General features: G+C 67.0%; 16 protein-coding genes. 13 read left to right on the forward strand and 3 right to left on the reverse strand.

Features of this window, described 5'->3' with window-relative positions:
* Positions 1 to 22 precede the first annotated feature (22 nt).
* The 3 genes from C507_RS0101075 to C507_RS19980 all read left to right on the forward strand — a co-directional run bounded on the left by C507_RS0101075 (position 23) and on the right by C507_RS19980 (position 2,681).
* Positions 23 to 565: a DUF2059 domain-containing protein gene (locus C507_RS0101075; RefSeq protein ID WP_018697795.1), complete on the forward strand. Its 543-nt coding sequence runs from the start codon at positions 23 to 25 to the stop codon at positions 563 to 565.
* A gap of 104 nt (positions 566 to 669) precedes the next feature.
* Positions 670 to 2,058: a glutathione-disulfide reductase gene (gor, locus tag C507_RS0101080; protein WP_018697796.1), complete on the forward strand. Its 1,389-nt coding sequence runs from the start codon at positions 670 to 672 to the stop codon at positions 2,056 to 2,058.
* Positions 2,055 to 2,681, forward strand: coding sequence for a gamma-glutamylcyclotransferase family protein (locus tag C507_RS19980; RefSeq protein WP_018697797.1), 627 nt, complete (start codon positions 2,055 to 2,057; stop codon positions 2,679 to 2,681). Before gor ends, C507_RS19980 begins: the two co-directional genes overlap by 4 nt.
* A gap of 31 nt (positions 2,682 to 2,712) precedes the next feature.
* Here the strand turns inward: C507_RS19980 and C507_RS0101090 are convergent, their stop codons facing one another.
* Positions 2,713 to 3,432, reverse strand: a complete 720-nt coding sequence (locus C507_RS0101090) for a VIT1/CCC1 transporter family protein (protein WP_018697798.1) — start codon at positions 3,430 to 3,432, stop codon at positions 2,713 to 2,715.
* A gap of 140 nt (positions 3,433 to 3,572) precedes the next feature.
* Here C507_RS0101090 and C507_RS0101095 point away from each other — a divergent pair, with 140 nt between their 5' ends.
* From C507_RS0101095 to C507_RS0101110, 4 genes are all read left to right on the forward strand, one after another.
* Positions 3,573 to 4,958, forward strand: coding sequence for a class II 3-deoxy-7-phosphoheptulonate synthase (locus C507_RS0101095; protein WP_018697799.1), 1,386 nt, complete (start codon positions 3,573 to 3,575; stop codon positions 4,956 to 4,958).
* A 155-nt stretch (positions 4,959 to 5,113) separates the two neighbouring features.
* Positions 5,114 to 5,902, forward strand: coding sequence for a DODA-type extradiol aromatic ring-opening family dioxygenase (locus C507_RS0101100; RefSeq protein ID WP_018697800.1), 789 nt, complete (start codon positions 5,114 to 5,116; stop codon positions 5,900 to 5,902).
* A 239-nt stretch (positions 5,903 to 6,141) separates the two neighbouring features.
* Positions 6,142 to 7,809 (forward strand): NAD+ synthase, encoded by a 1,668-nt coding sequence (locus C507_RS0101105; protein ID WP_018697801.1) that lies wholly within the window; start codon positions 6,142 to 6,144, stop codon positions 7,807 to 7,809.
* Positions 7,806 to 9,188: a glutamate--tRNA ligase gene (locus C507_RS0101110; RefSeq protein ID WP_018697802.1), complete on the forward strand. Its 1,383-nt coding sequence runs from the start codon at positions 7,806 to 7,808 to the stop codon at positions 9,186 to 9,188. The genes C507_RS0101105 and C507_RS0101110 overlap by 4 nt, the downstream gene beginning before the upstream one ends.
* Here the strand turns inward: C507_RS0101110 and C507_RS0101115 are convergent.
* Positions 9,085 to 10,521: a DUF2865 domain-containing protein gene (locus C507_RS0101115; RefSeq protein ID WP_026318737.1), complete on the reverse strand. Its 1,437-nt coding sequence runs from the start codon at positions 10,519 to 10,521 to the stop codon at positions 9,085 to 9,087. The two genes, C507_RS0101110 and C507_RS0101115, sit on opposite strands and share 104 nt — an antisense overlap.
* Positions 10,522 to 10,827: 306 nt before the next feature.
* Complete coding sequence (locus C507_RS0101120; protein ID WP_018697804.1) at positions 10,828 to 11,352, reverse strand: MarR family winged helix-turn-helix transcriptional regulator; 525 nt, start codon at positions 11,350 to 11,352, stop codon at positions 10,828 to 10,830.
* Between the two features lie 281 nt (positions 11,353 to 11,633).
* On the opposite strand from C507_RS0101120, the gene C507_RS0101125 reads away from it, so the two are divergent.
* From C507_RS0101125 to pyrB, 6 genes are all read left to right on the forward strand, one after another.
* Complete coding sequence (locus C507_RS0101125; protein WP_018697805.1) at positions 11,634 to 13,259, forward strand: FAD-dependent oxidoreductase; 1,626 nt, start codon at positions 11,634 to 11,636, stop codon at positions 13,257 to 13,259.
* 11 nt (positions 13,260 to 13,270) lie between these two features.
* The gene (locus tag C507_RS0101130; protein ID WP_018697806.1) at positions 13,271 to 13,492 is read left to right on the forward strand and encodes a DUF2783 domain-containing protein; all 222 of its coding nucleotides are present in this window, start codon (positions 13,271 to 13,273) and stop codon (positions 13,490 to 13,492) included.
* Between the two features lie 599 nt (positions 13,493 to 14,091).
* Positions 14,092 to 15,864: a type I secretion system permease/ATPase gene (locus C507_RS0101135; protein WP_018697807.1), complete on the forward strand. Its 1,773-nt coding sequence runs from the start codon at positions 14,092 to 14,094 to the stop codon at positions 15,862 to 15,864.
* Entirely contained in the window at positions 15,864 to 17,177 is a 1,314-nt protein-coding gene (locus C507_RS0101140) for an HlyD family type I secretion periplasmic adaptor subunit (RefSeq protein ID WP_018697808.1), read from the forward strand. Before C507_RS0101135 ends, C507_RS0101140 begins: the two co-directional genes overlap by 1 nt.
* Before the next feature lie 483 nt (positions 17,178 to 17,660).
* The gene (locus C507_RS22205) at positions 17,661 to 21,728 is read left to right on the forward strand and encodes a Calx-beta domain-containing protein (RefSeq protein ID WP_018697809.1); all 4,068 of its coding nucleotides are present in this window, start codon (positions 17,661 to 17,663) and stop codon (positions 21,726 to 21,728) included.
* A gap of 133 nt (positions 21,729 to 21,861) precedes the next feature.
* The gene (gene pyrB / locus C507_RS0101150; protein ID WP_018697810.1) at positions 21,862 to 22,878 is read left to right on the forward strand and encodes an aspartate carbamoyltransferase; all 1,017 of its coding nucleotides are present in this window, start codon (positions 21,862 to 21,864) and stop codon (positions 22,876 to 22,878) included.
* Positions 22,879 to 22,902: the final 24 nt, after the last annotated feature.

The raw sequence follows: 22,902 nt of genomic DNA on the forward strand, positions 1-22,902 counted from the left end.
AACCAACAATCGGAGATCGTTTATGCGCTTTATCTCCTGGAGCCGGACGGCAGGCGTGGCACTGGCCGCGATGCTGGTCGTTGCCGGTGCGCCGAGCCTTCACGCCCAGTCGAACGATCCGAACGCCCAGGGCGAGCAGGAGACCTTCACGCCCGAGCATCTTCGCGCCGCGCAGCGTGCCATCGACGCGTCGCGGGCCACCGAAGGCTTCGACGAGATCCTGCCGACGCTCGCCGAACAGACCCAGGGTCTGTTCATGCGCAGCTATCCCGCGCTTGCCGGCCAGATCGAGGAAGTGACCACCCAGGTCGCCATCGAGATGGCGCAGCGCCGTCCGCAGCTGAACCGCACCATTCAGGAAATCTGGGCGCGGCGCTTCACCGTGGAAGAGCTCAACGGCATCGCCGACTTCTACACCTCGCCGCTCGGCGAGAAGGTGGCGCAGCTCAGCCCGAGCATTTCCGCGCTGTCTGTCGGTGCCTCGAAGCAGTGGGCCGATGCCATTTCCACCGAGATGGTGGAAGAGGTGCGCTCGCGCATGCAGGCCCAGGGCGCCCCGCTCTGAGGCGGCACGCCCGGAGCGCCTGCGGCGGTCGACCCCGTCCGGACGCGAACGAACGCTGACGTCGGCGGCTCCGTGCGGGCCGCCGCGCCCGCTGCGAGGATCAGATGGCGGAATTCGACTACGATCTCTTCGTGATCGGTGGCGGTTCGGGCGGCGTCCGCGCCGCGCGCATCGCCTCGCAGCACGGCGCGAAGGTGGGGCTGGCGGAGGAATATCGCTACGGCGGCACCTGCGTCATCCGCGGCTGCGTGCCGAAGAAGCTGCTGGTTTACGCGTCCACCTTCTCCGAGACGTTCGAGGACGCGGCCGGCTACGGCTGGAGCGGAGTCGACAACGCTTCCTTCGACTGGCCGACCCTGATCGCCAACAAGGATCGCGAGCTTGACCGGCTCGAGGGCGCCTATCTGCGCAACCTCGAGGGTGCCGGCGTCACCGCCATCCGCTCCCGCGCCGTTCTGGAAAGCGCGCACCGCGTCTTCCTCGAAGCGGAGGACCGCCACGTCACGGCGAAGACGGTCCTGATCGCCACCGGCGGCACGCCCAACGTGGATGCCACGCTGCCGGGTGTCGAACACGTCATCACCTCCAACGAGGCTTTCCATCTCGAGCGCTTTCCGGAGCGCATCGCGATTGCGGGCGGCGGCTACATCGCCGTCGAGTTTGCCTGCATTTTCAATGGCCTCGGCGCGGAAACCACGCTCATCTATCGCGGCGACGAGATCCTGCGCGGCTTCGACGACGACATGCGCACGGCGCTGCATGCGGAGATGGAACGCAAGGGCATCAAGATCATCTGCGGCGACGTCTTCTCGAAGATCGAGAAGACCGATGCCTGCCTGATGGGCCATACTCGCGCCGGCCACGTGCTTGCCGCCGACCAGATCATGTTCGCCATCGGACGCCGTCCCAACACCGACGGGCTCGGGCTTGAAGCGGTGGGCGTGGAGTTCGATGCCAGCGGCGCCATCAAGGTCGACGAGTGGTCGCAGACCAGCGTGCCGTCCATCTATGCGGTGGGCGACGTGACCAACCGGATCAACCTGACGCCGGTGGCGATCCGCGAGGGTCACGCCTTCGCCGACACCGTGTTCGGAGGCCGTCCGGTAAAGGTCGATCACCGAACGGTCGCCAGCGCGGTCTTCTCGCAGCCGGAGATCGGAACCGTCGGCCTGACCGAAGCCGAGGCCCGCGCGGCGGTTCGGGTGGTCGATGTCTACAAGACCGCTTTCCGGCCCATGTTCCACACGCTGTCCGGCCGCGAGGAGCGGATGGTGATGAAGCTCGTGGTCGACGGCGAGAGCGATCAGGTTCTCGGCGTGCACATCCTCGGTCATGCCGCCGCCGAGATGGCCCAGATCCTCGGGATCCTTCTGAAGAAGGGCGTGACCAAAGCCGAATTCGACGCCACCATCGCGGTGCACCCAACCGCGGCGGAGGAACTGGTGACGATGCGCCAGGCGCCGGTGCGGTACGTTCGCGAAGCGGCGGAATGAGCCTGACGGACGCGGCGCAGGCTGCGCCGGACGATCTCTTCCATTATTTCGGCTACGGCTCGCTGGTGAACGCGGCGACCCGGCCGCAGAGCCTCGAGGTGATCCCGGCACGGCTGCACGGCTACCGGCGCGCCTGGCGTGTCTCCACCCGCCGGTCGCTGCTTTCGGGCGCCTGCTCGCTGACCATCGTTGAAGGCGAGGCGAGCGACGTCGTTCGCGGCGTCCTGGCGCGCGAGAGCCGGGTCAGCCTGCCGACGCTGGATCGCCGGGAGCGCCATTACGATCGGCTCACGGTCGGCCGCGGCAAGGTCGAGCCGGAAACGGAGACACCGCATCCGGGCGAGGCCTACGTCTACCGTGTGAAACGCGCCCATGACCGCTTCGGCACGCGCCGTTTTCCGGTCCTGCTTTCCTACGTGGACTGCGTGATCCAGGGCTACCTGAAAGTCTTCGGCGAGGAGGGGGTGGCGGAGTTCATGGCCACCACCGACGGCTGGCACGTGCCCATTCTCGACGACCGGGCCACGCCGCTCTATCCGCGCGCCCAGACCCTCAGCGATCGCGAGCGGACCCTGGTCGACGATGCGCTGGCCACCGCCGGTGCGAGCCGCTTCAAACGGTAGGCCGGCGCGGTCTTCCGCCCGTCATCCGATCTTAGAACAGCGACGCCAGTCCCACGCCGACGCCGTAGGCGACGGCCGCCGCGGCAATCCCGATGCCGAAGGTTTCCAGCCCGCAGCCGAGCCAGCTCCGGGTCGACCAGCGGCTGCGGATCGACCCGATGGCGAAGAACACCGCGCCGGTCAGACCGGTGGCGACGGCGGGCGCGGCCGGCAGGCCAAGCACGAAGGGCGCGAGCGGCAGGCTGCCGCAGACGACGAACGAGGCGAAGGTGGCAGCCGCCGTCTTGCGCGGATCGGCCTGAACCGTCGAGCGGCCGTATTCCTCCGCCAGCATGGTGTCGATCCAGACGTCCTGGCGCTCGGTGATCAACGCCACCATCTCCTCCAGCGCTTTGCCCTCGTAGCCCTTGTTCTTGAAGATCTGGCGGATTTCCTGGCGCTCGCCATCCGGTTCGGTGCGCACATGGCGCAACTCCACCGCTCGCAGTCGGCGATAGTCCTCCTGGTCTGCGCGGCTGGCGGAGTAGTTCGCCGCCGCCATGGAGAAGCCGTCGGCCAGCAGGTTTGCGACGCCCAGAATCAGCATCACCCGCGCGGAGAAGTCCGCACCGAGAGAGCCCGCCACCACTGCGAAGGTGGTGACCGTGCCGTCGATGCCGCCATAGACCCAATCGCGCAGATAGGAGACACTCGGTCCGTCGGCGAGGCGGCGCTCGATCGCCTCGGGGGAGTGGCTGTGCTCGGTATCCATGGCGTGCTCCCGGCCGGCCGGACCGTGGTGGGTGGCCAATGCGCCGCCCGCGCGTGTATAACGGCGTCCCCGTTGGACGGACGGGCTAAGGTTGTGCCCGAATGGCGCCCGTCGCGCCGTCTTTGTTTGGAATGATTACAATGAACGAGCAGTGGACACCAGCTTCCTGGCGCTCGAAGCCGATCGCGCAGGTTCCCGAGTATCCCGACGAGGCGGCGCTGGCCGCCGCCGAGGACCGTCTCGCGACGTATCCGCCGCTCGTGTTTGCAGGCGAGGCGCGTCGGCTCAAGACGGAGCTGGCCGGCGTCGCCGCAGGCAACGGTTTCCTGCTCCAGGGCGGTGACTGCGCGGAATCCTTCGCCGAGCACCATCCCGACCAGATCCGCGACTTCTTCCGCGTCTTCCTGCAGATGGCGGTGGTGCTGACCTATGCCGCTGCGTCGCCGGTGACGAAGGTCGGCCGGATCGCCGGCCAGTTCGCCAAGCCGCGCTCCTCGTCGGTGGAGAAGCAGGGCGACGTGGAGCTTCCGAGCTACCGCGGCGACATCATCAACGGCATCGAGTTCACGCCGGAGAGCCGCACGCCGGATCCCGCGCGGCTGGAAATGGCCTACCGCCAGTCGGCGGCGACGCTGAACCTGCTGCGCGCCTTCGCCCAGGGCGGCTTCGCCAATCTCGACAACGTCCATGAGTGGATGCTGGGCTTCGTCACCGACAGCCCGCAGAGCCATCGCTACCGCACCATCGCGGACCGGATCTCCGAGACGCTGTCGTTCATGCGCGCCTGCGGCATCGATCCGACGAACTCGCCGCAGCTGCGCTCCACCGATCTCTACACCAGCCACGAGGCGCTGCTGCTCGGCTACGAGCAGGCGATGGCGCGCGTCGATTCCACCTCCGGCGACTGGTACGCCACCTCCGGCCACATGCTGTGGATCGGCGACCGGACCCGCCAGGCCGATCACGCCCATCTGGAGTTCTGCCGGGGCGTCAAGAACCCGATCGGCCTCAAGTGCGGCCCGTCGATGGACGGCGAGGACCTGATCCGGCTGATCGACCTCCTCAACCCGGAGAACGAGCCCGGCCGGCTGACGCTCATCGTCCGCCAGGGTGCCGACAAGGTCGCGGAGAACCTTCCGGGCCTGATCCGCGCGGTGTCGCGGGAAGGTCGCTCCGTGGTCTGGTCCTGCGACCCGATGCACGGCAACACCGTCTCCATGAACGGCTACAAGACGCGGCCGTTCGAGCGGATTTTGCGCGAGGTGGAGGCCTTCTTCTCCATCCACCGCGCCGAGGGCACCCATGCCGGCGGCATCCACATCGAGATGACCGGCAAGAACGTCACGGAGTGCACCGGTGGCGCCCGCGCCATCACGGCGGAGAGCCTGTCGGATCGCTACCACACCCATTGCGATCCGCGCCTCAACGCCGAGCAGGCCATCGAGCTGGCCTTCCTCGTCGCGGAGAATCTCCGCAAGGAACGCCTCGACCAGGGCTATTCCGCGCCCTTCGTCGCCGCCGAGTAGGGGCGGCCCGGCCACGCGGCGGTCGCCGATCGGTGAACGCTGCGTCTTCGCCAGCCACCCTGACGGGCCGGGCGGGGGATCCCTATAGTCCGGGATGACGCTCGCGGCCGGTGCGGACCCATCCGCGCCGGCTGCCACCGACCCGGAGTTCCCCCATGCTGCCGTCGCTGTTCATCTCCCATGGTTCGCCGATGCTGGTCCTGTCGGACACGCCGGCTCGCCACTTCCTCGAGCGCTACGCGGCGGAGCTGCCGCGTCCCGACGCCATCGTCATCGTTTCCGCCCACTACGAAACCGCCCGTCCGGCGGTGCTCGGCGATCCGGCGCCCAGGATGATCTACGATTTCGGCGGCTTCGATCCGAAGCTGCGCGAGATGGTCTACGCCGCGCCCGGCGATCCGGCCCTGGCGGAGATCGTCGCCGGGCTCCTCGATTCCGCCGCACTCGATGCCACCGTCGATGCCGACTGGGGCTACGACCACGGCACCTGGGTGCCGCTCCGGCTGCTTTACCCGGATGCCGACATTCCGGTCGTGCCCGTCTCCGTCCAGCCCGGCGCCAGCGCGCGGCACCATTTCGAGGTCGGCAGGGCGCTCGCGCCGCTGCGCGCGCGTAATGTGCTGGTCATCGGCTCCGGCTCGCTCACCCACAATCTGCGCGCCATCCGCACCGAACTCGGCCGCAACCCGGTCGATGCCGAGGCGCCGGACTGGGTGGTGGCCTTTTCCGAGTGGATGCAGGCGCGCATCACCGCCGGCGACACCGAAGCGCTCCTGGACTATCGCGACCTGGCCCCCCATGCCGCAGACAATCACCCGACAGACGAGCACCTGATGCCGCTCTACGCGGCCATGGGGGCGGGGGGAGACGCACCGCGCGGCGAGCGGATCCACGCCTCGCACGAGTACGGCGCGCTGATGATGGACGCCTACGCGTTCACCTAAGCGTTTGCAGGCGAAGTGGGTACCGGTTCGCCGTCTGCAAACGCGATCAGGCAACTTCTTCCGTTTGCAGGCGAAGTGGGCACCGGTTCGCCGTCCGCCGGCCGCGCCCCGATTGCGGATGACCGGGCCGCGGGTTAAGAGCAGGGATTGCCGTGCGACGCCGCTGTCGCCGGCCGGCCGGCGGACTGCCGGACCGCGCGCCGCCTTCCTCTCGCGACCCGGGTGCATCGACGATTTCCATGGCCGATTCCACGCTCCGTATCGCCGTCGCGCAGCTCAATCCCGTTCTCGGCGACATCGACGGCAACCTCGCGCTCGCCCGCGAGGCGCTGAAGACGGCCGCTGGCCAGCGTGCCGACGTCCTGGTCTTCTCCGAGCTGTTCATCTCCGGCTATCCGCCCGAGGACCTGGTCCTCAAGTCCGCCTTTACCGAGGCCTGCCGGCGCGCCGTCGAGGAGCTGGCCACCGACGTCACGGCGGACGGCCCCGCCGTCCTGATCGGTACGCCATGGGTGGAGGACGGGTCGCTCTACAATGCCGTTGCCCATCTCGACGAGGGGGCGGTGAAGGGGCTGCGCTTCAAGGTGGCGCTGCCCAACTACGGCGTCTTCGACGAGATGCGCGTCTTCGCCTCCGGCCCGCTGCCCGGTCCGCTCTCCGTGCGCGGCGTGCGCATCGGCGTGCCTATCTGCGAGGACATCTGGGTCGAGGACGTGGTCGAATGCCTGGCCGAAACCGGCGCGGAGATCCTGGTCGTCCCCAACGGCTCGCCCTACGAGCGGGAGAAGGCCGACACGCGCATGCAGGTGGCCGTCGCCCGTGTCGTGGAGAGCGGCCTGCCGCTGGTCTACGTCAATCAGCTTGGCGGCCAGGACGAGCTCGTCTTCGACGGCGCGTCCTTCGGCCTCAACGCCGATCGCTCGCTCGGCTTCCAGCTCGCCCAGTTCGACCCGGTCATCGCGACTGTCGAGTGGACCCGCGAGGGCGAGGACTGGCGCTGCGCTGCCGACGCCCCGAAACACGCGCTGCCCGGCATCGACGAGGCGGACTGGCGCGCCTGCGTCCTCGGGCTGAAGGACTACGTGGACAAGAACGGCTTCCCCGGCGTCGTGCTGGGCCTGTCAGGCGGCATCGATTCCGCCATCTGCGCAGCCATGGCGGTGGATGCGCTCGGCGCGGAGCGGGTCCACGCCATCATGCTGCCCTACCGCTACACCTCCGGCGAGAGCATCGCCGATGCGGCGGAAGTCGCCGAGGCGCTTGGCCTGCGCTACGACACGGTGCCCATCGCGACCGCCGTCGAGGGCGTGGGCGCGGCGTTGGAGCCGCTCTTTGCCGGGCGCGAGCCGGACGTGACGGAGGAGAACATCCAGTCGCGCGTGCGCGGCACGATCCTCATGGCGGTTTCCAACAAGTTCGGCGCCATGGTCGTCACCACCGGCAACAAGTCGGAGGTCTCGGTCGGCTACTCGACGCTCTACGGCGACATGAACGGCGGCTTCAACCCGATCAAGGATCTCTACAAGACCGAGGTCTACCGGCTTTCGCGCTGGCGCAACACGCACCGGCCGGAGGGGGTGCTCGGGCCGGAGGGCGCCGTCATGCCGGACCGCGTCATCACCAAGGCGCCGACGGCGGAGCTGCGCGAGAACCAGACCGACCAGGACTCGCTGCCCCCCTACGATGAGCTTGACGCCATCCTGGCGGGGCTGGTGGAGGAGGACCTCGGCGTTGCGGCCATCGTGGCGCGCGGCTTCGACGAAGCCGTGGTCCGGCGGATCGAGCGGCTTCTCTACATCGCGGAGTACAAGCGCCGCCAGGCGGCGCCGGGCGTCAAGATCGGTCGCCGCAACTTCGGACGCGATCGGCGCTACCCGATCACCAACAAGTTCCGCGACCGGCCATGAGCATCCGGCTCCGCTTTGCGCCGTCGCCCACCGGCTTCCTGCATATCGGCAACGCGCGCACCGCCCTGATGAACGCGCTTCTGGCCCGTCGGGAAGGTGGCGCCTTCGTGCTGCGCCTCGACGACACCGACACGGCCCGTTCCGAAGAGCGTTTCGCTACGGCCATCGTCGAGGACCTGGAGTGGCTCGGCATCCCGCCGGACGAGGTGGCTCGGCAATCGGAGCGCTTCGAGCGCTACAGCGCCGCCATTGCGCGCCTGACCGAGGCCGGCCTTCTCTACGCCTGCTACGAGACGGCAGAGGACCTCGACCGCAAGCGCAAGCGCCGTCTCGCACGTCGGCTGCCGCCGATCTACGACCGCGCAGGGCTGATGCTGGATGAGGCGGAGCGGGCGCGGCTGGAAGACGAGGGGCGGCGTCCGCACTGGCGGTTCCTGCTGCCGAACTTCGACAGCGATCCGGCCGAGATCCGCTCCACGCCCATCACCTGGACCGATCTATGCCGCGGCGAGCAGACCGTCGACCTCGGCTCGCTCTCCGATCCGGTGCTGGTCCGCGAGGACGGCAGCTTCCTCTATACGCTGCCGTCGGTGATCGACGATATCGAGCTCGGCATCACCCACGTGCTTCGCGGCGACGATCACGTCACCAACACCGGCGCACAGATCCCGATCTTCCAGGCACTGGGCGCTGCGCCGCCGGCCTTCGGTCATCACAACCTGCTCGTCCGCGCCGATGGCGAGGCACTCTCCAAGCGCTCGGGTGCGCTTTCCCTGCGTTCGCTTCGGGATGAGGGCTATGAGCCTCAGTCGGTTGCATCCCTGGCCGTCCTGACCGGAACGTCCCAGGCGATCGAGGCGGTGTCGGACCTCGACGCCCTTGCCGCACGCCTCGACCTGTCCGGCATCTCGCGCTCGCCGGCCTCCTTCGATCCGGCTGACCTCGACGCTCTCAACGCCCAGATCCTGCGTGGCTTCGACTATGCCGCGGTGGCCGACCGGCTCGAAGTGCTCGGTGTCGGCGGTGGAGAGGCGTTCTGGGTGGCGATCCGGGACAATATCAGCCGGCTGTCCGACGCGGCCGACTGGTGGCGCGTGGTCACGGGGCCGGTCGAGGCGGATCTGTCGGACGAGGATCGTGCGTTCGCAGCCGAGGCCGCCCGGCATCTGCCCGAGGAACCTTGGGACGACACGACGTTCAAGGCATGGACGAAGGCCGTTCAGGCAGCGACCGGCCGGAAGGGCAAATCGCTCTTCCAGCCGCTTCGTATCGCCCTTACCGGGCGGCCTGACGGGCCTGAGATGCGTTCGCTGATGCCGCTATTTGGTCGGCGTAGTACGTTGGACCGACTTTCCGGACCTGGAGATCGGCCTCGGTGATGGGTCGCGCCTGCGAGACGCCGACCTCATCCGCGGAGGGGCGGGCCACTGTGTCGATGACGACCTTTTCCTCTGCGCGGGTTTCCTTGCCAGCCAGGCTGTTCCCGTCGGCGTAGGCCGTAACCGCACTCGTCTTGGGCGTGTTGTCGACGTTCGTGCCGGTGGTGTTCAGCTCTCCGCTTGGCGGGTTGGACGCGAGATCGGCCGCCGCGTTTTCCGCCTGGTCGGCGTTGCTTTCCTGAGAGGCTGCCACGTCCGCCGACACGGAGGCCATTTCGACCTCCCTGGCGGCTCCGTCGTCAGGCTGGGAGACGGTTTGCATGTCGGCTGCCGCCCTGGTCGCGTCCGCTTCGGTCCCCGGATCCTTCGTCTCGCTCCCGTCGGCCTTGGCGCTCTTCACGTCCGGCGCGGTCATTTCGCACGAGCAGTTGTCGGTGACCTTGGTGCGATAGGCGAACGCGGTCGGCAGCTGGGTGTAGCGCTCGCCGCTGATCGCGGAGACCATGTTTTCCGGATTGAGATGGCCGGGATGGGAGTAGAGAGAGACGTCCGCGCCGGGGCAGCGGTGCTGGCAGATGGCCAGGTCGCGCTGGTAGGCGCTCGACGACGTGCGATAGCTGACCGGGAAGTAGAAGCCATCGCACAGGCGCACGCACCAGGTCTTCATGCCGCCGCCGCGATAGATACCATGCACGCCTTTGACCCCGCCGCTGACCGCGGCCTGCTTGGCCTTGCGAGCGTCCTCCGCCGGATCGATCGACACCGTCTCGACGTTCGGATCGTCGCGCCGGGGGGCGGAGCGTCGGGTGCCGCCGAACAGCGTCCCGAAGAAGCCCGTCGTCTGTTTTGCTTCGGAGCCGAGAAAATTGTCGGGGCGCGTGCCGTGAATGATCACGCTGCCGTGTGTGGTCATCCGGTCGGGATTGTAGCCACCGGTGTTCCGCGTCTGCTGCTCCGGGGCCTGCTTCTGCTGGCTGCGCCGGACTTGGCGCTCGGGCTTCGGCTGTGAGCAATTGCGCGCAATCGCGCGCTGCAACTGGCGCACACGCCCCGGGTTCGAGACGCTACCCTGGCGCTTGAGCTGTGAGATTCGCGCATCGATGCCTGCACAGGCCCGCGGCCGGCCCCAGCCCGACGTGGTTCGGCAGCCATTCGCCTTGGCCTGGCGCTCGAGAGCGGCGATCTGGGATTTTGCAGCGCCGCTGCCGCCACCGCTCAGGCGGGCCAGTTCGGAGCGCATGGCATTGCAGCTTTGAGCCGCCGCATCCCCGACTCCGAACACCAGCACGGCGGCCGTGAGCGCGGCGATTGCGAAACTCGAACGGAACTGCATTCCCATGTCGGCGCCTTTCGCGACCTGGCAAACATTCGGGAAGCGGCGTCGCGCGCTTCTTCCACGAACCCCTTCGTTAAGTCCCCGACCGCCGAGGGATCAAATCAAATCCCCGCGCGCTGACATCGGATTGCGGAATGTGCCCGTCCTGCAACATGGTCGAGCCGGGCTGCGAGCAGTCGCCTGCCGGCGCCTCTCCACGCGATCCAACACCGCAGCGCCGCGCAGGTTCCTTCCCCGGAAATCGACGGCGAAGATTGCTGGGGACAACTGAGGAAAGCGCCCCAATCGCTTGGATTGGAACGCTTAAAGGCGATCTTCCTCGATTGCGCGGACGAGGTCTCGGGAGCGGGAGGTCAGCCGCTCCAGCGCGGTACGCAGAACGGTCCGCTCTGTTTCGTTCAACATCGATTCAAGTGCGGTGTTGAACGCCTTCGCCGAAGGAACGAGATCGGCGTAGACCGCGCGCCCCTCGGGCGTGAGCTGCAGCAGCGCCTCGCGCTGGTCGGCCCGGTTGCGCTCGCGGATCACATAGCCCCGGTCCACGAGGCCGGAGACCGCGCGCGAGACCTTCGTCTTGTGCATCTGGGCGTGGCCGCCGATTTCCGTGGCCGTCATCGTTCCACGCTGGCCCAGGTTGGCGATGACGCGCCACTCCGGGATGCCGAGCCCATGGCGCTCGCTGTAGAGGCGGGAGAGGGACTGGCTCATCGTGTCGGCCAGGACGGAGAGTTGATAGGGCAGGAATTCCTCAAGAAGCAGGAGCGCCTCGCCGTCCGTGGCGTCGGCCGCCTTTGGGGTGGTGTCGAGTTTGGTTGCGTTTGTAACCAATATGACCTACCAACAAATCGTCTCGAATGCCGCCGCGCCGTCTTAGGCGACCGGTCCCACCGGCGTTTCGCAAGCGTGGGAATCCGGATCGCCTCCGACATGTAACACACGCGGACGGTGACGGGAGACGGCGGCCTTCGGCCCACGCTATGCGGCATCGCGCGTGTTGCGCGGGTGGGCCGTTCCGTGGTTTCCCGATGGGCAGGTCGACAAGGATCGCATCAAGAGGCCTCAAGGCCCGGTCGGACGCGCGACGCGTCCCAATCAGGTGGAGGAATGACATGGCCGAGGGTGGTGGCAGCCACGGCGTGGAGACCCGGCACGGCATTTTCCAGTTCTCCTACGCGCGCTCGCCGGATCAGGACGCGGCTGCGCCGGTGGAGAGGCCGGTGGTGGTCGTCGGCGCGGGACCGGTGGGGCTGACGACGGCGATCGATCTCGCCCGACGCGGCATCTCCGTTGTGCTTCTGGATGATGCCAACCGGATCGGCGAGGGCTCGCGGGCCATCTGCTTTTCCAAGCGCACGCTGGAAGTCTGGGATCGTCTCGGCGTCGGCCAGCGGATGGTCGACCAGGGCGTCACCTGGAAGATCGGCAAGGTCTTTCTGGAAGACGACATGGTCTATCAGTTCGATCTGCTCCCGGAGGACGGCCACCGGATGCCGGCCTTCATCAACCTTCAGCAATATTACGCCGAATGCTTCCTGGTTGAGCGCGCGCTGGAGATGCCGGACATCGATCTGCGCTGGTCCAACAAGGTGACGGCCGTGGAGCCGCGCTCCGACGGTGTGCTCGTGACCATCGACACGCCGGACGGGCCGTACCGGATCGACGCCCAGTGGCTGGTCGCCTGTGACGGAGCCCGTTCTCCGATCCGTACCATGATGAACATCGGCTTCACCGGCCATGTCTTCGAGGACCGGTTCCTCATCGCCGACGTGAAGATGAAGGCGGACTTCCCGACCGAGCGGTGGTTCTGGTTCGACCCGAGCTTCCATTCCGGCCAATCGGCGCTCTTGCACAAACAGCCCGACGATGTCTGGCGCATCGACCTGCAGCTCGGCTGGGATGCCGATCCCGAGGCGGAGAAGCGCCCGGAGCGCGTGATCCCGCGCATCGAGCAGATGCTCGGCCACAGCAACTTCGATCTGGAGTGGGTGTCGGTCTACACCTTCCAGTGCTGCCGCATTCCGCATTTCGTCGAGGGACGGGTGGTCTTCGCGGGCGACAGCGCCCACCAGGTCTCTCCGTTCGGGGCCCGCGGCGCCAACTCGGGCGTCCAGGACGCGGAGAACATCGCCTGGAAGCTGGCGCTGGTGCTCAACGGCCAAGCGCCGGAGAGCCTGATCGAGACCTATCACGACGAGCGGTCGGCGGCGGCGGACGAGAACATCGCCCATTCCACGCGCTCAACCGACTTCATCTCGCCGCGGTCGCCATTCGAGAAGCGGCTGCGCAATGCCGTGCTCGATCTGGCGCGGGAGCAGCCTTTTGCCCGCCGCATGGTGAACTCGGGCCGTCTGTCCATCGCCACCGTCTACGACAGCGCGCTCTCCACCCCGGACAGCGACGCCTTCGCCGGGTCCGCCCATCTGGGCGCGCCATTGCCGGACTGCCCCATGCGGACGCCGGCCGGGGAGGACGTCCATCTCCTCAACACGCTCGGGGACGGCTTCACCGTGCTTTACATGCGCGACGGCGGACGGCCCAACTCGGTTGAAGGCGCCGATCTCCTCGTCATCGGCGACGATCTGCTCGACAGCCACGGCCTGTTCCAACGGCGCATGGACGCCACGCCGGGGGCCACCTTTGTGGTGCGCCCGGACCAGCACCTGGCGGCGCGCTTCCGGACGTTCGACGGCGAGCGGGTCGCGGCAGCGATTGCCCGCGCCAGCGGCCGGAATTGAGGAGGACGGACATGAGCGGACTGGTGACCGAATCCCGCTTCCCGAATCCGGACGCGGCCTATCACGCGCTGGTGGATGCCCATCGCGGCCTCTCGGAGGAGGAGAGCGCCGACCTCAACGTTCGCCTGGTGCTGATCCTCGCCAATCATGTTGGCGACCTGTCGGTTCTGCAGGAGGCGCTGGACGCTGCTCGCAAGGCGACCTTCGCCCGTCGGCCCGACGCGGCCGAGTAGGGCGGACACGCTCCGTCTGCATCTGCCGGACGGGTGATGGCCCCCGCGCAAACGCGCGGGTGCGCGGCGTTGGCTGTCGGGCTGCGCGGTCCTGCGCAAGTCTGCGCACGACTGCGCACGTTCGCGCGGGCAATGCCTGCGCAGATCTGCGCAGGCGCGGGCCGGCACTTCCTTACCGTTCTGTCATGATTAAATCTTCTTCATATAGATGATTTCGGCTCGCGCCCGGCAATGGTTCGTGGCATTTATGTATTCGCACGGTAGTGATGGGGCGACATCCCGCCTTCCTGTGTGTCTTGTTCGGTCTTCGGATTCGACTCTCTGAGTCGTCTCGCAGCGTTTGCTGGTGCGTGCGTATTTCTGTGATGGCTTCGGCTCGGCTGTTGGCCTGGTCTGGCAGCTGTTCTGGAAGCGCTCGTGTCATTTTGCGCAGCCGCATCCGAAGGCCGGTGATGTCAACCATTCGTAGTCTTGTTGGCGGATAGGTTGGCGTTGCAGTCGAGAAGCTCTTCCGGAGGGCGGTCCGGAGCGAGTTGATCGGACACCTGTCGATCAACACGACCTGGTGCGGAGATCTCGTGCCGGGGAGGGAGGCCATAGTGAACCTTCGTTCGCCCCACTCCGCATTCTATGGGCTGCGCCAGTCCTTCATTGGCGTTGCGGTCTTCAGCGCCGTCGTGAACGTGCTGATGCTGGCCGGGCCGCTCTACATGCTTCAGATCTACGATCGGGTCCTGACCAGCCGCAGCGTGCCGACGCTGGTGGCGTTGTCGGTCCTGGTCGCGTTCCTCTACCTGATGATGGGCGTGCTCGACGCGATCCGGCAGCGGGTGCTGGTGAAAATCGGCCACCGTATCGACGAGAAGGCCGCGCCGGCCGTGTTCGAACGGGTGCTCCGCGATCCGCTGACCGGCAGTCCGGACGCTGCCCGCCAGCGCCCGCTGGCGGATCTCGATCAGATTCGACAGTTCTTTTCCGGCCCCGGCCTGTCCGCGCTGTTCGATCTCCCGTGGATCCCCGTCTATCTGGCCATCGTCTACCTGATCCACCCGGTCCTCGGCCTGGTGGCCACCGTGGGCGCCCTGGTGCTGCTGGTCATTGCAATCGTCACCAACAAGCGGGCGCGTCTGCTGGCCGCCGAGGCGAATGCCGCCGGCGCCGAGCGCTCCGCGATGGCGGAAGCCGCGCGGCGCAATGCCGACGTGGTGGCCGGGCTCGGCATGGAGCGGGCGCTTGGCCAGCGGTTTGCGGATGTGAACGATCGGTTCCTGGGATCAAGCGCGCGGGCCGGTGAGGTCGTCGCGACATCGGGCACCATGACGCGCGTGGTCCGGCTGGGCCTGCAGTCGGCGGTCCTGGGTGTCGGTGCCTACCTCGCCATCCTGGAGCAGATCACCGGCGGCGCCATGATCGCGGCTGCTATCATCATGGCCCGGGGGCTGCAGCCGGTCGAAGTCGTTGTGCAGAACTGGCGCGGAATGCTGTCCGCGCGCACGGCCTATCGGAATCTGAAAGAACAGCTCTTCGGTGAGCCCGAGCCTGCCCGAATGGCGTTGCCGGCACCAACAAAGACCTTCTCCGTCGAGCGTGCGACTGTGATGGCCCCCCGGGGGCGGTCCCCGATCCTCATCGATGTCACCATGACGATGCCTGCGGGCTCGGTGATCGGCGTCATCGGCGCGAGTGGCAGCGGCAAGTCGACCCTTGCGCGCACCATGGTGGGGGCCTGGCAGCCGATCCGGGGCAAGGTCACGCTCGATGGCGCGCCCCTCGATCAATGGCCGCGCACGGATCTGGGCCGCTATATTGGCTACCTTCCCCAGGACGTCGAACTCTTCGATGGCACGGTTGCGGACAACATCGCCCGCTTCGAGGAGGAGCCGAGTTCCGCGGCCATCATCGAGGCGGCGCGCGGTGCCGGCATCCACGAACGGATTCTCTCGCTGCCCAAGGGCTACCGCACGGTGATCGGCGAGCGCGGCGTCATGCTGTCGGCCGGCCAACGCCAGCGCCTGGCGCTCGCCAGGGCCCTCTACCGGGATCCATTCGTGGTGGTGCTCGACGAGCCTAACGCCAATCTCGATGCGGAAGGCGAAGCGGCGCTTTCCAGGGCTCTCGCCGGCGTGCGGGAACGGGGCGGGATCGCTGTCGTGGTGGCGCACCGGCCCGGAGCGCTGGTGAACGCGGACCTGATCGCCATCATGGAGGCGGGCCGCATTGCCCGCTACGGGCCCAGCGAAGAGGTGTTCGGAAAGAACGTTCCCCGCATCACGCCGCAAACGCCCACCGCCCGTCAGCCGAAGAAGGGCGAGCCACAGACACCCGACCAGCCCAGATCCATTCAGCAGCCGGTTGGCAAGGAGATCCAGTGATGGCCGATGGAAACGGGTTCGTGACGACCTCCAAGCGGATGGGCCGCGACCTTGCGATCGGCGGGCTGGTTTGTGTCTTCGTCGTCGGCGGTGCCGGGGGGTGGGCAGCCACAGCCAAGATCGGCGGAGCCGTCATTGCTCCTGGTCAGGTCGTGGTGTCGTCCAACGTGAAGACCGTTCAGCACCGCGATGGCGGGATCGTGGGCGAGATCCATGTGGAGAACGGAAGCCCGGTGTCCCCCGGCGATCTCCTGATCCGGCTGGACGCCACCGCGGCGCGGGCCCGCAAAGCGATTCTGGACGCCGAATTGGTCGCCCTGGAGGCACGTTCGGCCAGGCTCGACGCCGAACGTGAGGAGAGGGAGGAACTGCTGATTCCGGCTGGCCTCATCGATCGGATCGACGAGCCTCACGTTGCGGAGGCGATTGCGGGCGAACGCCGTGTCCTGGCCGCGGTTCGCGAGACCCTGGCCGGCCAGATCGAGCAGCTCGACGAGCGCAAGGCGCAGCTTGCGGAAGAAATCGTTGGCCTGTCCGCCCAGCGCGATGCCAAAGACCAGGAGATCGCGCTCATCGGAGAAGAGCTCGTGGGGCTCCGCTCGCTTCTGGCGAACGGGCACGTGCCGAAGACCCGTGTGATGGCGCTGGAGCGGAACGCCGTGCGACTGAAGGGCGAGTATGGCGAACTGATCGCCCGGATCGCCATGACGGAAGGCCGGATCAGCGAGACCGAACTGCAGATCCTGCAGCTGTCGCGCGACACGCGGGAGGAGGCGCTCGGAGAAATCCGCGAGGTGGCCACGCGCATCTCCGACCTTCGCGAGCGCCTGATCGCGGCCGAGGACGATCTCAGGCGTATCGACATTCGCGCCCCGGCGGAAGGTGTGGTGCACGAACTGGCAGTTCACACCGTCGGCGGGGTCATCGCGCCGGGCGCCGCAGTCCTGCAGCTCGTGCCCCACGACGATCGCCTGGTCATCGATGCCCGGGTCGCTCCGACGGATATCGAGCAGCTTCATGTCGGCCAGTCGGCAACCGTGAGCCTCAACGCCTTCGACATGCGTCAGACGCCCCAGCTGAACGGGAGTGTGCTGCGGGTTTCGCCCGACCTGAGTGAGGACGAACGGACGGGCGCCTCCTACTATACCGTGCGTATCTCCTTGAGCGACGCCGAAATCGAGCGGCTGGACGGAAAGCAACTCGTTCCCGGCATGCCGGCGGAGGTCTTCATTCAGACGCGCGAGCGGACCGTCATGGCCTACCTGCTGGAGCCGCTCGAGACGCAGATCCGGCGCACATTCCGCGAAAGTTAGCCGTCGGTGGCGCGGTCATCTGCACCGCGCCACCGTCCACCGTCCCCCGCGGGGGGCTGGGGGACCCGAGGCCTCGGATGGCGCCGCCCGACATCGGGCACGGCTGCCGACCGGGGCCTCGGGAGCAACCCGCGATGCGCGGCTGGGGCCGACCGGTTTGGCCCCAATTGCGCCACGTTACTGCAGCGATAGATTGTAAGTTTTTGAAACACATAGAGAAAGGATCCGGTCGGTGTCGCCCAATTCGGACCAAGTTTGGTCCGTGCAATGGGTGCACCGAGGGGACAGACCGAATCCCGGGCGGGGGCATCGTCCCCAGGAGAAGCGTCCGGGATGCGGTCGATCGGGCTCCGAAACCGCTCAGAAGGCGGCTTCGGTAAGACGCGGGGTGGTCCGGTGGGCGGATCGGAACGACGCCGCAAGAGCGCCTGTTCAATGGATCGAGCAGGCTTTTGACGGGAATGTGAGGAGCTTGACGCTGTCATGGCTGACGTCAATTGGAGTGACTACGAGGGTGACCGCCCCGCCTATTTCAACCCCTATGGCCTCGGGTACCCGGTGGCCCCGGAATCCGAGTGGGCCTCGGGAGGCAATGCCGAATGGCCGGCCGGCAGTGGCCCGGACATCGGCGAGATCTACGTTTTCGGATCGGATGACCTGAGCGGTTACGACCCGGCCACCGATATCCTGGTCTTCGGTTTCCGCAGCGGCGATGCCGTAACGGAGATGAACGCCCACAATTATTGTGTTCTCTGGGAAGAGCAGGCGGACGGCAATTACACGCTCTCCGTCTGGCCGGTCAGCATCTGGGAGGCTCAGGAGCCGGTCGCCAGTATCGCCGACATCGATCCGGCGGCGCTCCCGACCCTGATCCAGAGCTGGGCAGCAACCAACAATCACTTCCAGGACGACCTGGTCGCCTCGGTCTATGCGATCGATCCCGCGAACACCTTTCCCGACACCCACATCGTCATGAAGACAGGTGTCGCCGGTGAGGTGACCACCTATGACTTTGCCGCGCTCTACGCCGAACACGGCGACGATCTCGTGCTCAACTTCACGACCTTCACCGGTCGCGAGATGAAGATCGAGTACGACGACGCCTCGAACACGCTGACGCTGTCCCACTTCGGCGACAGCTGGGGCGGCTATAACGATGCCTGGGGCAAGACCGTCATCACCAACGTCGAGCCCGGCGACCTGGATGGCCTGAACCAGCTTTGGCGCTATGACTCCGCACTGGAAGACGGCCGTCTCCTGAAGGACCGCTTCAACGACGCCATCGACGATCTCGCCGACATGGATGGCGGGACGACGACCGATCCCGACCTGGTTCTCGTCATCGACGATACCAACACCGGCATGGACCACATCCACCTGCACGGCGAGGATGACTATATCCGCGTCGACGTGGCGGCCGAGGATCTCAGCGTCTTCGTCGACGAGGACGGTTATCTGAACCTGCAGGTCGATTCCACCGGCTTCGTTGCGATGATCATGATGCCGACGGCCGAAGACCTGGCGGACACGCTGTCCGACCGGATCGCGTTCTCCGATGCCGATGCCCGAGGCGAGGTGGAACAGGCGCTCGCCGCGCTTTCCGACACCGGTGGCGAGACCGGCGGGGAAACTGGAGGCGAGACGGGTGGGGACACCGGTGGAGAAGCCGGGACGCCGCCGGATCCCACGGACGGCGAAATTCTCTACTCGGCCAACAACGCCGACCTTGGCTACGAGGTTCGCTCGTCCTGGAGCGGCGGCTTCGTGGCCGATCTCGCCTTCACACCGGACGGTGCGACGAGCGGCTGGCAGATCGCGTTCACTCTCGACGCCGAGATCACCAACATCTGGAACGCCCGGATCGTCTCGCACACGGGCAATCAGTACGTGGTGGAAAATGTCAGCTACAACGGCTCTGTGGGAGCCGGTCAGACCACGTCGTTCGGCTTCCAGGCATCGGGGTCCGCGGACGCCCTGACATCGGTCACGCTGAACGGTGAAGCGGCCCCCTATGACGGCGAAGGCACCGTGGACCCGGTTGTCCCGGAGGTCACCATCGCCGACACCGTGATCGACGAGGACGCCGGTACCGCGACCTTCACGGTCAGCCTGTCGGAAGCGGCTGACAGCGACGTGACCGTGAACTTCGCCACCGCCAACGGCACGGCTGTTGCCGGCGAGGATTACGTCGCCGCCAACGGCACGCTGACCTTTGCCGCCGGCCAGACGCAGGCGATCGTCACTGTCGACCTCATCGATGACAATGACGTCGAGGGCAGCGAGAGCTTCTCCGTTGACCTCTCCAACGCCGATGGTGCCACGATCGCCGACGGCTCTGCGACCGGCACGATCCTGAGCGAGGACGTCGCGCCAGTGGTGCCCGAGGCGTCGATCCTCGATACGACGGTGGACGAGGACGCCGGGACAGCGACGTTTACGGTGCGCCTGTCGGAGGCAGCGTCCGAGGACGTGACGCTCAGCTTCCAGACCGTGTCGGGAACGGCGGTGGCCGGCGAGGACTTTGCCGCCACGTCCGGCAACCTTGTGATCGCCGCGGGCCAGACGGAAGGCACCGTGACCGTCGCCATCATCGATGACACGGCAGTGGAAGGTGACGAAGCCTTCCAGGTCGAACTCACCGGCGCTACCGGCGCGACGCTCGGCGATGCCGTGGCGACGGCCACGATCCAGAGCGACGACACGGCCGCGCCGACGGATCCGCAGGTGACGGTTTCGTCGGGCCACAGCGCTTCGGAAGCCGCCGAGGGCGGCAGAGGTGGCGCCTCCAGCTTCGCCGACGGTCCGCTGTCTACCGAGGGCAACCAGATTGTTGATTCCGAGGGCAATGCGGTCGAGATCCGCGCGGTCAACTGGTTCGGGCTGGAGACCGACACGTCCGCTCCACATGGCCTGTGGGCGCGCAACTGGCAGGACATGATGGAGCAGATGAAGGAGGAGGGCTTCAACGCCATCCGCCTTCCGTTCTCCGGCGAACTGGTGGCGACAGGCGGAACCCCGTCGTCCATCGACTATTCCAAAAACCCGGATCTCGCCGGCCTGTCGGGCCTGGAGATCATGGACGCGATCGTCGCCTATGCCGACGAGATCGACATGAAGATCATCCTTGATCATCACCGTGTCGATGCCGGCAACTCCGCCCAGGAGAACGGGCTCTGGTACACCAGCGAGTACAGCGAACAGGACTGGATCGATCACTGGGTCGAACTGGCCGAACGCTATGAGGGCAATGACGCCATCATCGCCGCTGACCTGCACAACGAGCCGCACGGCCCCGCGACCTGGGGCGACGGCGGGGCGACGGACTGGGCCCGGGCGGCCGAGGCTGCGGGCAACGCAATTCACGAGGTGAACCCGGACTGGCTCATCGTTGTCGAAGGCATCGGCTCCTACAACGGTGACAACTACTGGTGGGGTGGCAACCTGCAGGGAGTGGCCGACCGTCCGGTCGAGCTGGAGCAGGACGGCAAGCTCGTCTATTCGCCCCATGACTATCCGGCGTCGGTGTACGCCCAGCCGTGGTTCTCTGACGGGTCGGACCTGGCCGACGTGTTCTCCGAGCACTGGGGCTTCATCCACGAGGAGGACATCGCGCCGATCCTCATCGGCGAGTTCGGCTCGAAGCTGGAGACCGAGGTCGACAAGGCCTGGGCCGAGGCGATCGTCCAGTATCTGGGTGGCGACTACGACCTGGATGGCGTCAACGACCTGGAACCGGGTGCTTCGGGCATGAGCTGGGCCTGGTGGTCGTGGAATCCGAATTCCGGCGACACCGGCGGCATTCTCAACGACGACTGGACCACGGTGCGCCAGAACGCCATCGAGCTCCTCGAGCCGCTGATGCAGGACGAGGCCGGCGACGGCGAGACAGGTCCGTCGACGGTGACGTTCACCGTGTCCCTCGACCAGGCCTACAGCGAGGACGTGACGGTCGCCTACCAGACCGTGGACGGCACCGCGGAAGCCGGTTCCGACTACGAGGCGGTCTCCGGCGAACTGGTCTTCCTGGCCGGCGAGACGGAAAAAACGGTGACCGTCACGCTCATCGATGACGGTGAGAGCGAAGGCGACGAAACCTTCCAGCTGGCGGCCACGACCGGCGACAGCCAGTCGGTGGGAACGGCCACGATCGTCGATGACGAGGACAGTGGCAGCGGCGGGTCGGGTGGATCCGGCGGCAGCGGCGGGTCTGGCGGCACGGGAGGAACAGGCGGCGAGGACGCCCTGACCTTCGAGCTGTCGGTGGTCAACGACTGGGGCTCCGGAGCCCAGTACGAGATCGCCATCGCCAACGAGGGCGACAGCACCGTCGACGGCTGGCAGCTCGGCATCGACCTTCCGTTCGAGATCACCCAGCTGTGGAACGGCAATTTCGTGGAGGACGGAGACGGTCGCTACGCCATCGAGAATGCCGAATGGAACGGCTCGCTTGCGCCGGGCCAGGAGGTCTCGTTCGGCTTCATCGCCGACGAAGGCAACTTCGACCTCGACGCTCTGCTGCGGGACGCCGACGCGGAACTCTTCGCCGCGTAGGTCATGAACCCGGGACGCGGTGGGGAAAAGCCCGCCGCGTCCCGACACGCGATTGATCGCCGGTGCGTTTCGCTGCACTGTGCGCCCCCGATCGGCCGTGGCAGCCCGCCACGCATTGCCATCGGGAGATCCCATGCTCGAAATCGGCCACGACGTGCTGACCGCGCGTCAGTTCGACCGCTCCGACCTGATCCGGCTCGCCGACGTGGCCTCAAGGCTGGAGCCGATTGCGCGAGGCGAGAAGGTCTGCCGCGTGCTGGAAGGTGCGGTTATGGCAAATCTCTTCTTCGAGCCGAGCACCCGCACCCGCATCTCCTTCGGCACGGCGTTCGCGCGGCTCGGCGGCTCTGGCCTGGATACCACCGGCCTGGCGATGACGTCGCTGGTGAAGGGGGAATCGCTGGCCGACACGGCCCGTGTCATTTCCGGATATGCCGACGTGATCGTGGTCCGCCACCCGACGCCGGAAGCGGCGAAGATCATTGCCGGCGGCGCACTGGTTCCGGTCATCAACGGCGGTGACGGCGAGGCAGAACATCCGACCCAGGCGCTCACCGACTTCTACACGATCTCGCGTGAACTGAAGGCGCTTGGCAAGGAGATCGACGGCTCGACCATCGTGATCCTCGGCGACCTGCGCTACGGGCGTACCACGCACTCGCTGATCGCGCTGATGTCGGTGTTCGAGAACATCACCTTCCAGCTGGTCTCGCCCGAGGCGCTGTCGATGCCGGATGCCTATTCCGACATCGCCCGCGAGCGAGGGCATCGCGTGAACGTCTTCCGGACGCTGGAAGAGGGGCTCGCCGGGGCCGATGTGATCTACGCGACCCGCTATCAGAGCGAGCGCTTCCAGATCGATCCCTCGGTGCGCGAGGCGGCCGAGCGCCTGCGGCTCGACGCGACCGCGTTCCGGGCCCATGCGCCGGAGGATGCGGTGATCCTGCACCCGCTGCCGCGCGACGAGGTCTTCGGCGAACTTGGCACGGATCTCGACCGGCTGCCGAACCTGGCCGTTTTCCGCCAGACCGACAACGGCGTGCCGATACGCATGGCGCTGTTCGCCACCATCCTGGGCGTGGCCGACACCTTCGAGCAATGGGTGACGGAGCCCGCCTGGCCGCTCAGGCGGCGTTCGGCGAACCCGTAAGTCAGGCGCTCGCGGCGCTGTCGC

Source organism: Amorphus coralli DSM 19760 (assembly GCF_000374525.1).
GTDB classification, from domain to species: Bacteria; Pseudomonadota; Alphaproteobacteria; order Rhizobiales; family Amorphaceae; genus Amorphus; species Amorphus coralli.

Bases quoted from the DNA above. Each gene is read 5' to 3' on its own strand.
- C507_RS0101125 (WP_018697805.1), top strand. From the start codon at position 11,634: ATGGCCGAGGGTGGTGGCAGCCACGGCGTGGAGACCCGGCACGGCATT.
- C507_RS0101105 (WP_018697801.1), top strand. From the start codon at position 6,142: ATGGCCGATTCCACGCTCCGTATCGCCGTCGCGCAGCTCAATCCCGTT.
- C507_RS0101090 (WP_018697798.1), bottom strand. From the start codon at position 3,432: ATGGATACCGAGCACAGCCACTCCCCCGAGGCGATCGAGCGCCGCCTC.
- C507_RS19980 (WP_018697797.1), top strand. From the start codon at position 2,055: ATGAGCCTGACGGACGCGGCGCAGGCTGCGCCGGACGATCTCTTCCAT.
- C507_RS0101075 (WP_018697795.1), top strand. From the start codon at position 23: ATGCGCTTTATCTCCTGGAGCCGGACGGCAGGCGTGGCACTGGCCGCG.
- gor (WP_018697796.1), top strand. From the start codon at position 670: ATGGCGGAATTCGACTACGATCTCTTCGTGATCGGTGGCGGTTCGGGC.
- C507_RS0101140 (WP_018697808.1), top strand. From the start codon at position 15,864: ATGGCCGATGGAAACGGGTTCGTGACGACCTCCAAGCGGATGGGCCGC.
- C507_RS22205 (WP_018697809.1), top strand. From the start codon at position 17,661: ATGGCTGACGTCAATTGGAGTGACTACGAGGGTGACCGCCCCGCCTAT.
- C507_RS0101100 (WP_018697800.1), top strand. From the start codon at position 5,114: ATGCTGCCGTCGCTGTTCATCTCCCATGGTTCGCCGATGCTGGTCCTG.
- C507_RS0101115 (WP_026318737.1), bottom strand. From the start codon at position 10,521: ATGCAGTTCCGTTCGAGTTTCGCAATCGCCGCGCTCACGGCCGCCGTG.
- C507_RS0101095 (WP_018697799.1), top strand. From the start codon at position 3,573: ATGAACGAGCAGTGGACACCAGCTTCCTGGCGCTCGAAGCCGATCGCG.
- pyrB (WP_018697810.1), top strand. From the start codon at position 21,862: ATGCTCGAAATCGGCCACGACGTGCTGACCGCGCGTCAGTTCGACCGC.
- C507_RS0101130 (WP_018697806.1), top strand. From the start codon at position 13,271: ATGAGCGGACTGGTGACCGAATCCCGCTTCCCGAATCCGGACGCGGCC.
- C507_RS0101110 (WP_018697802.1), top strand. From the start codon at position 7,806: ATGAGCATCCGGCTCCGCTTTGCGCCGTCGCCCACCGGCTTCCTGCAT.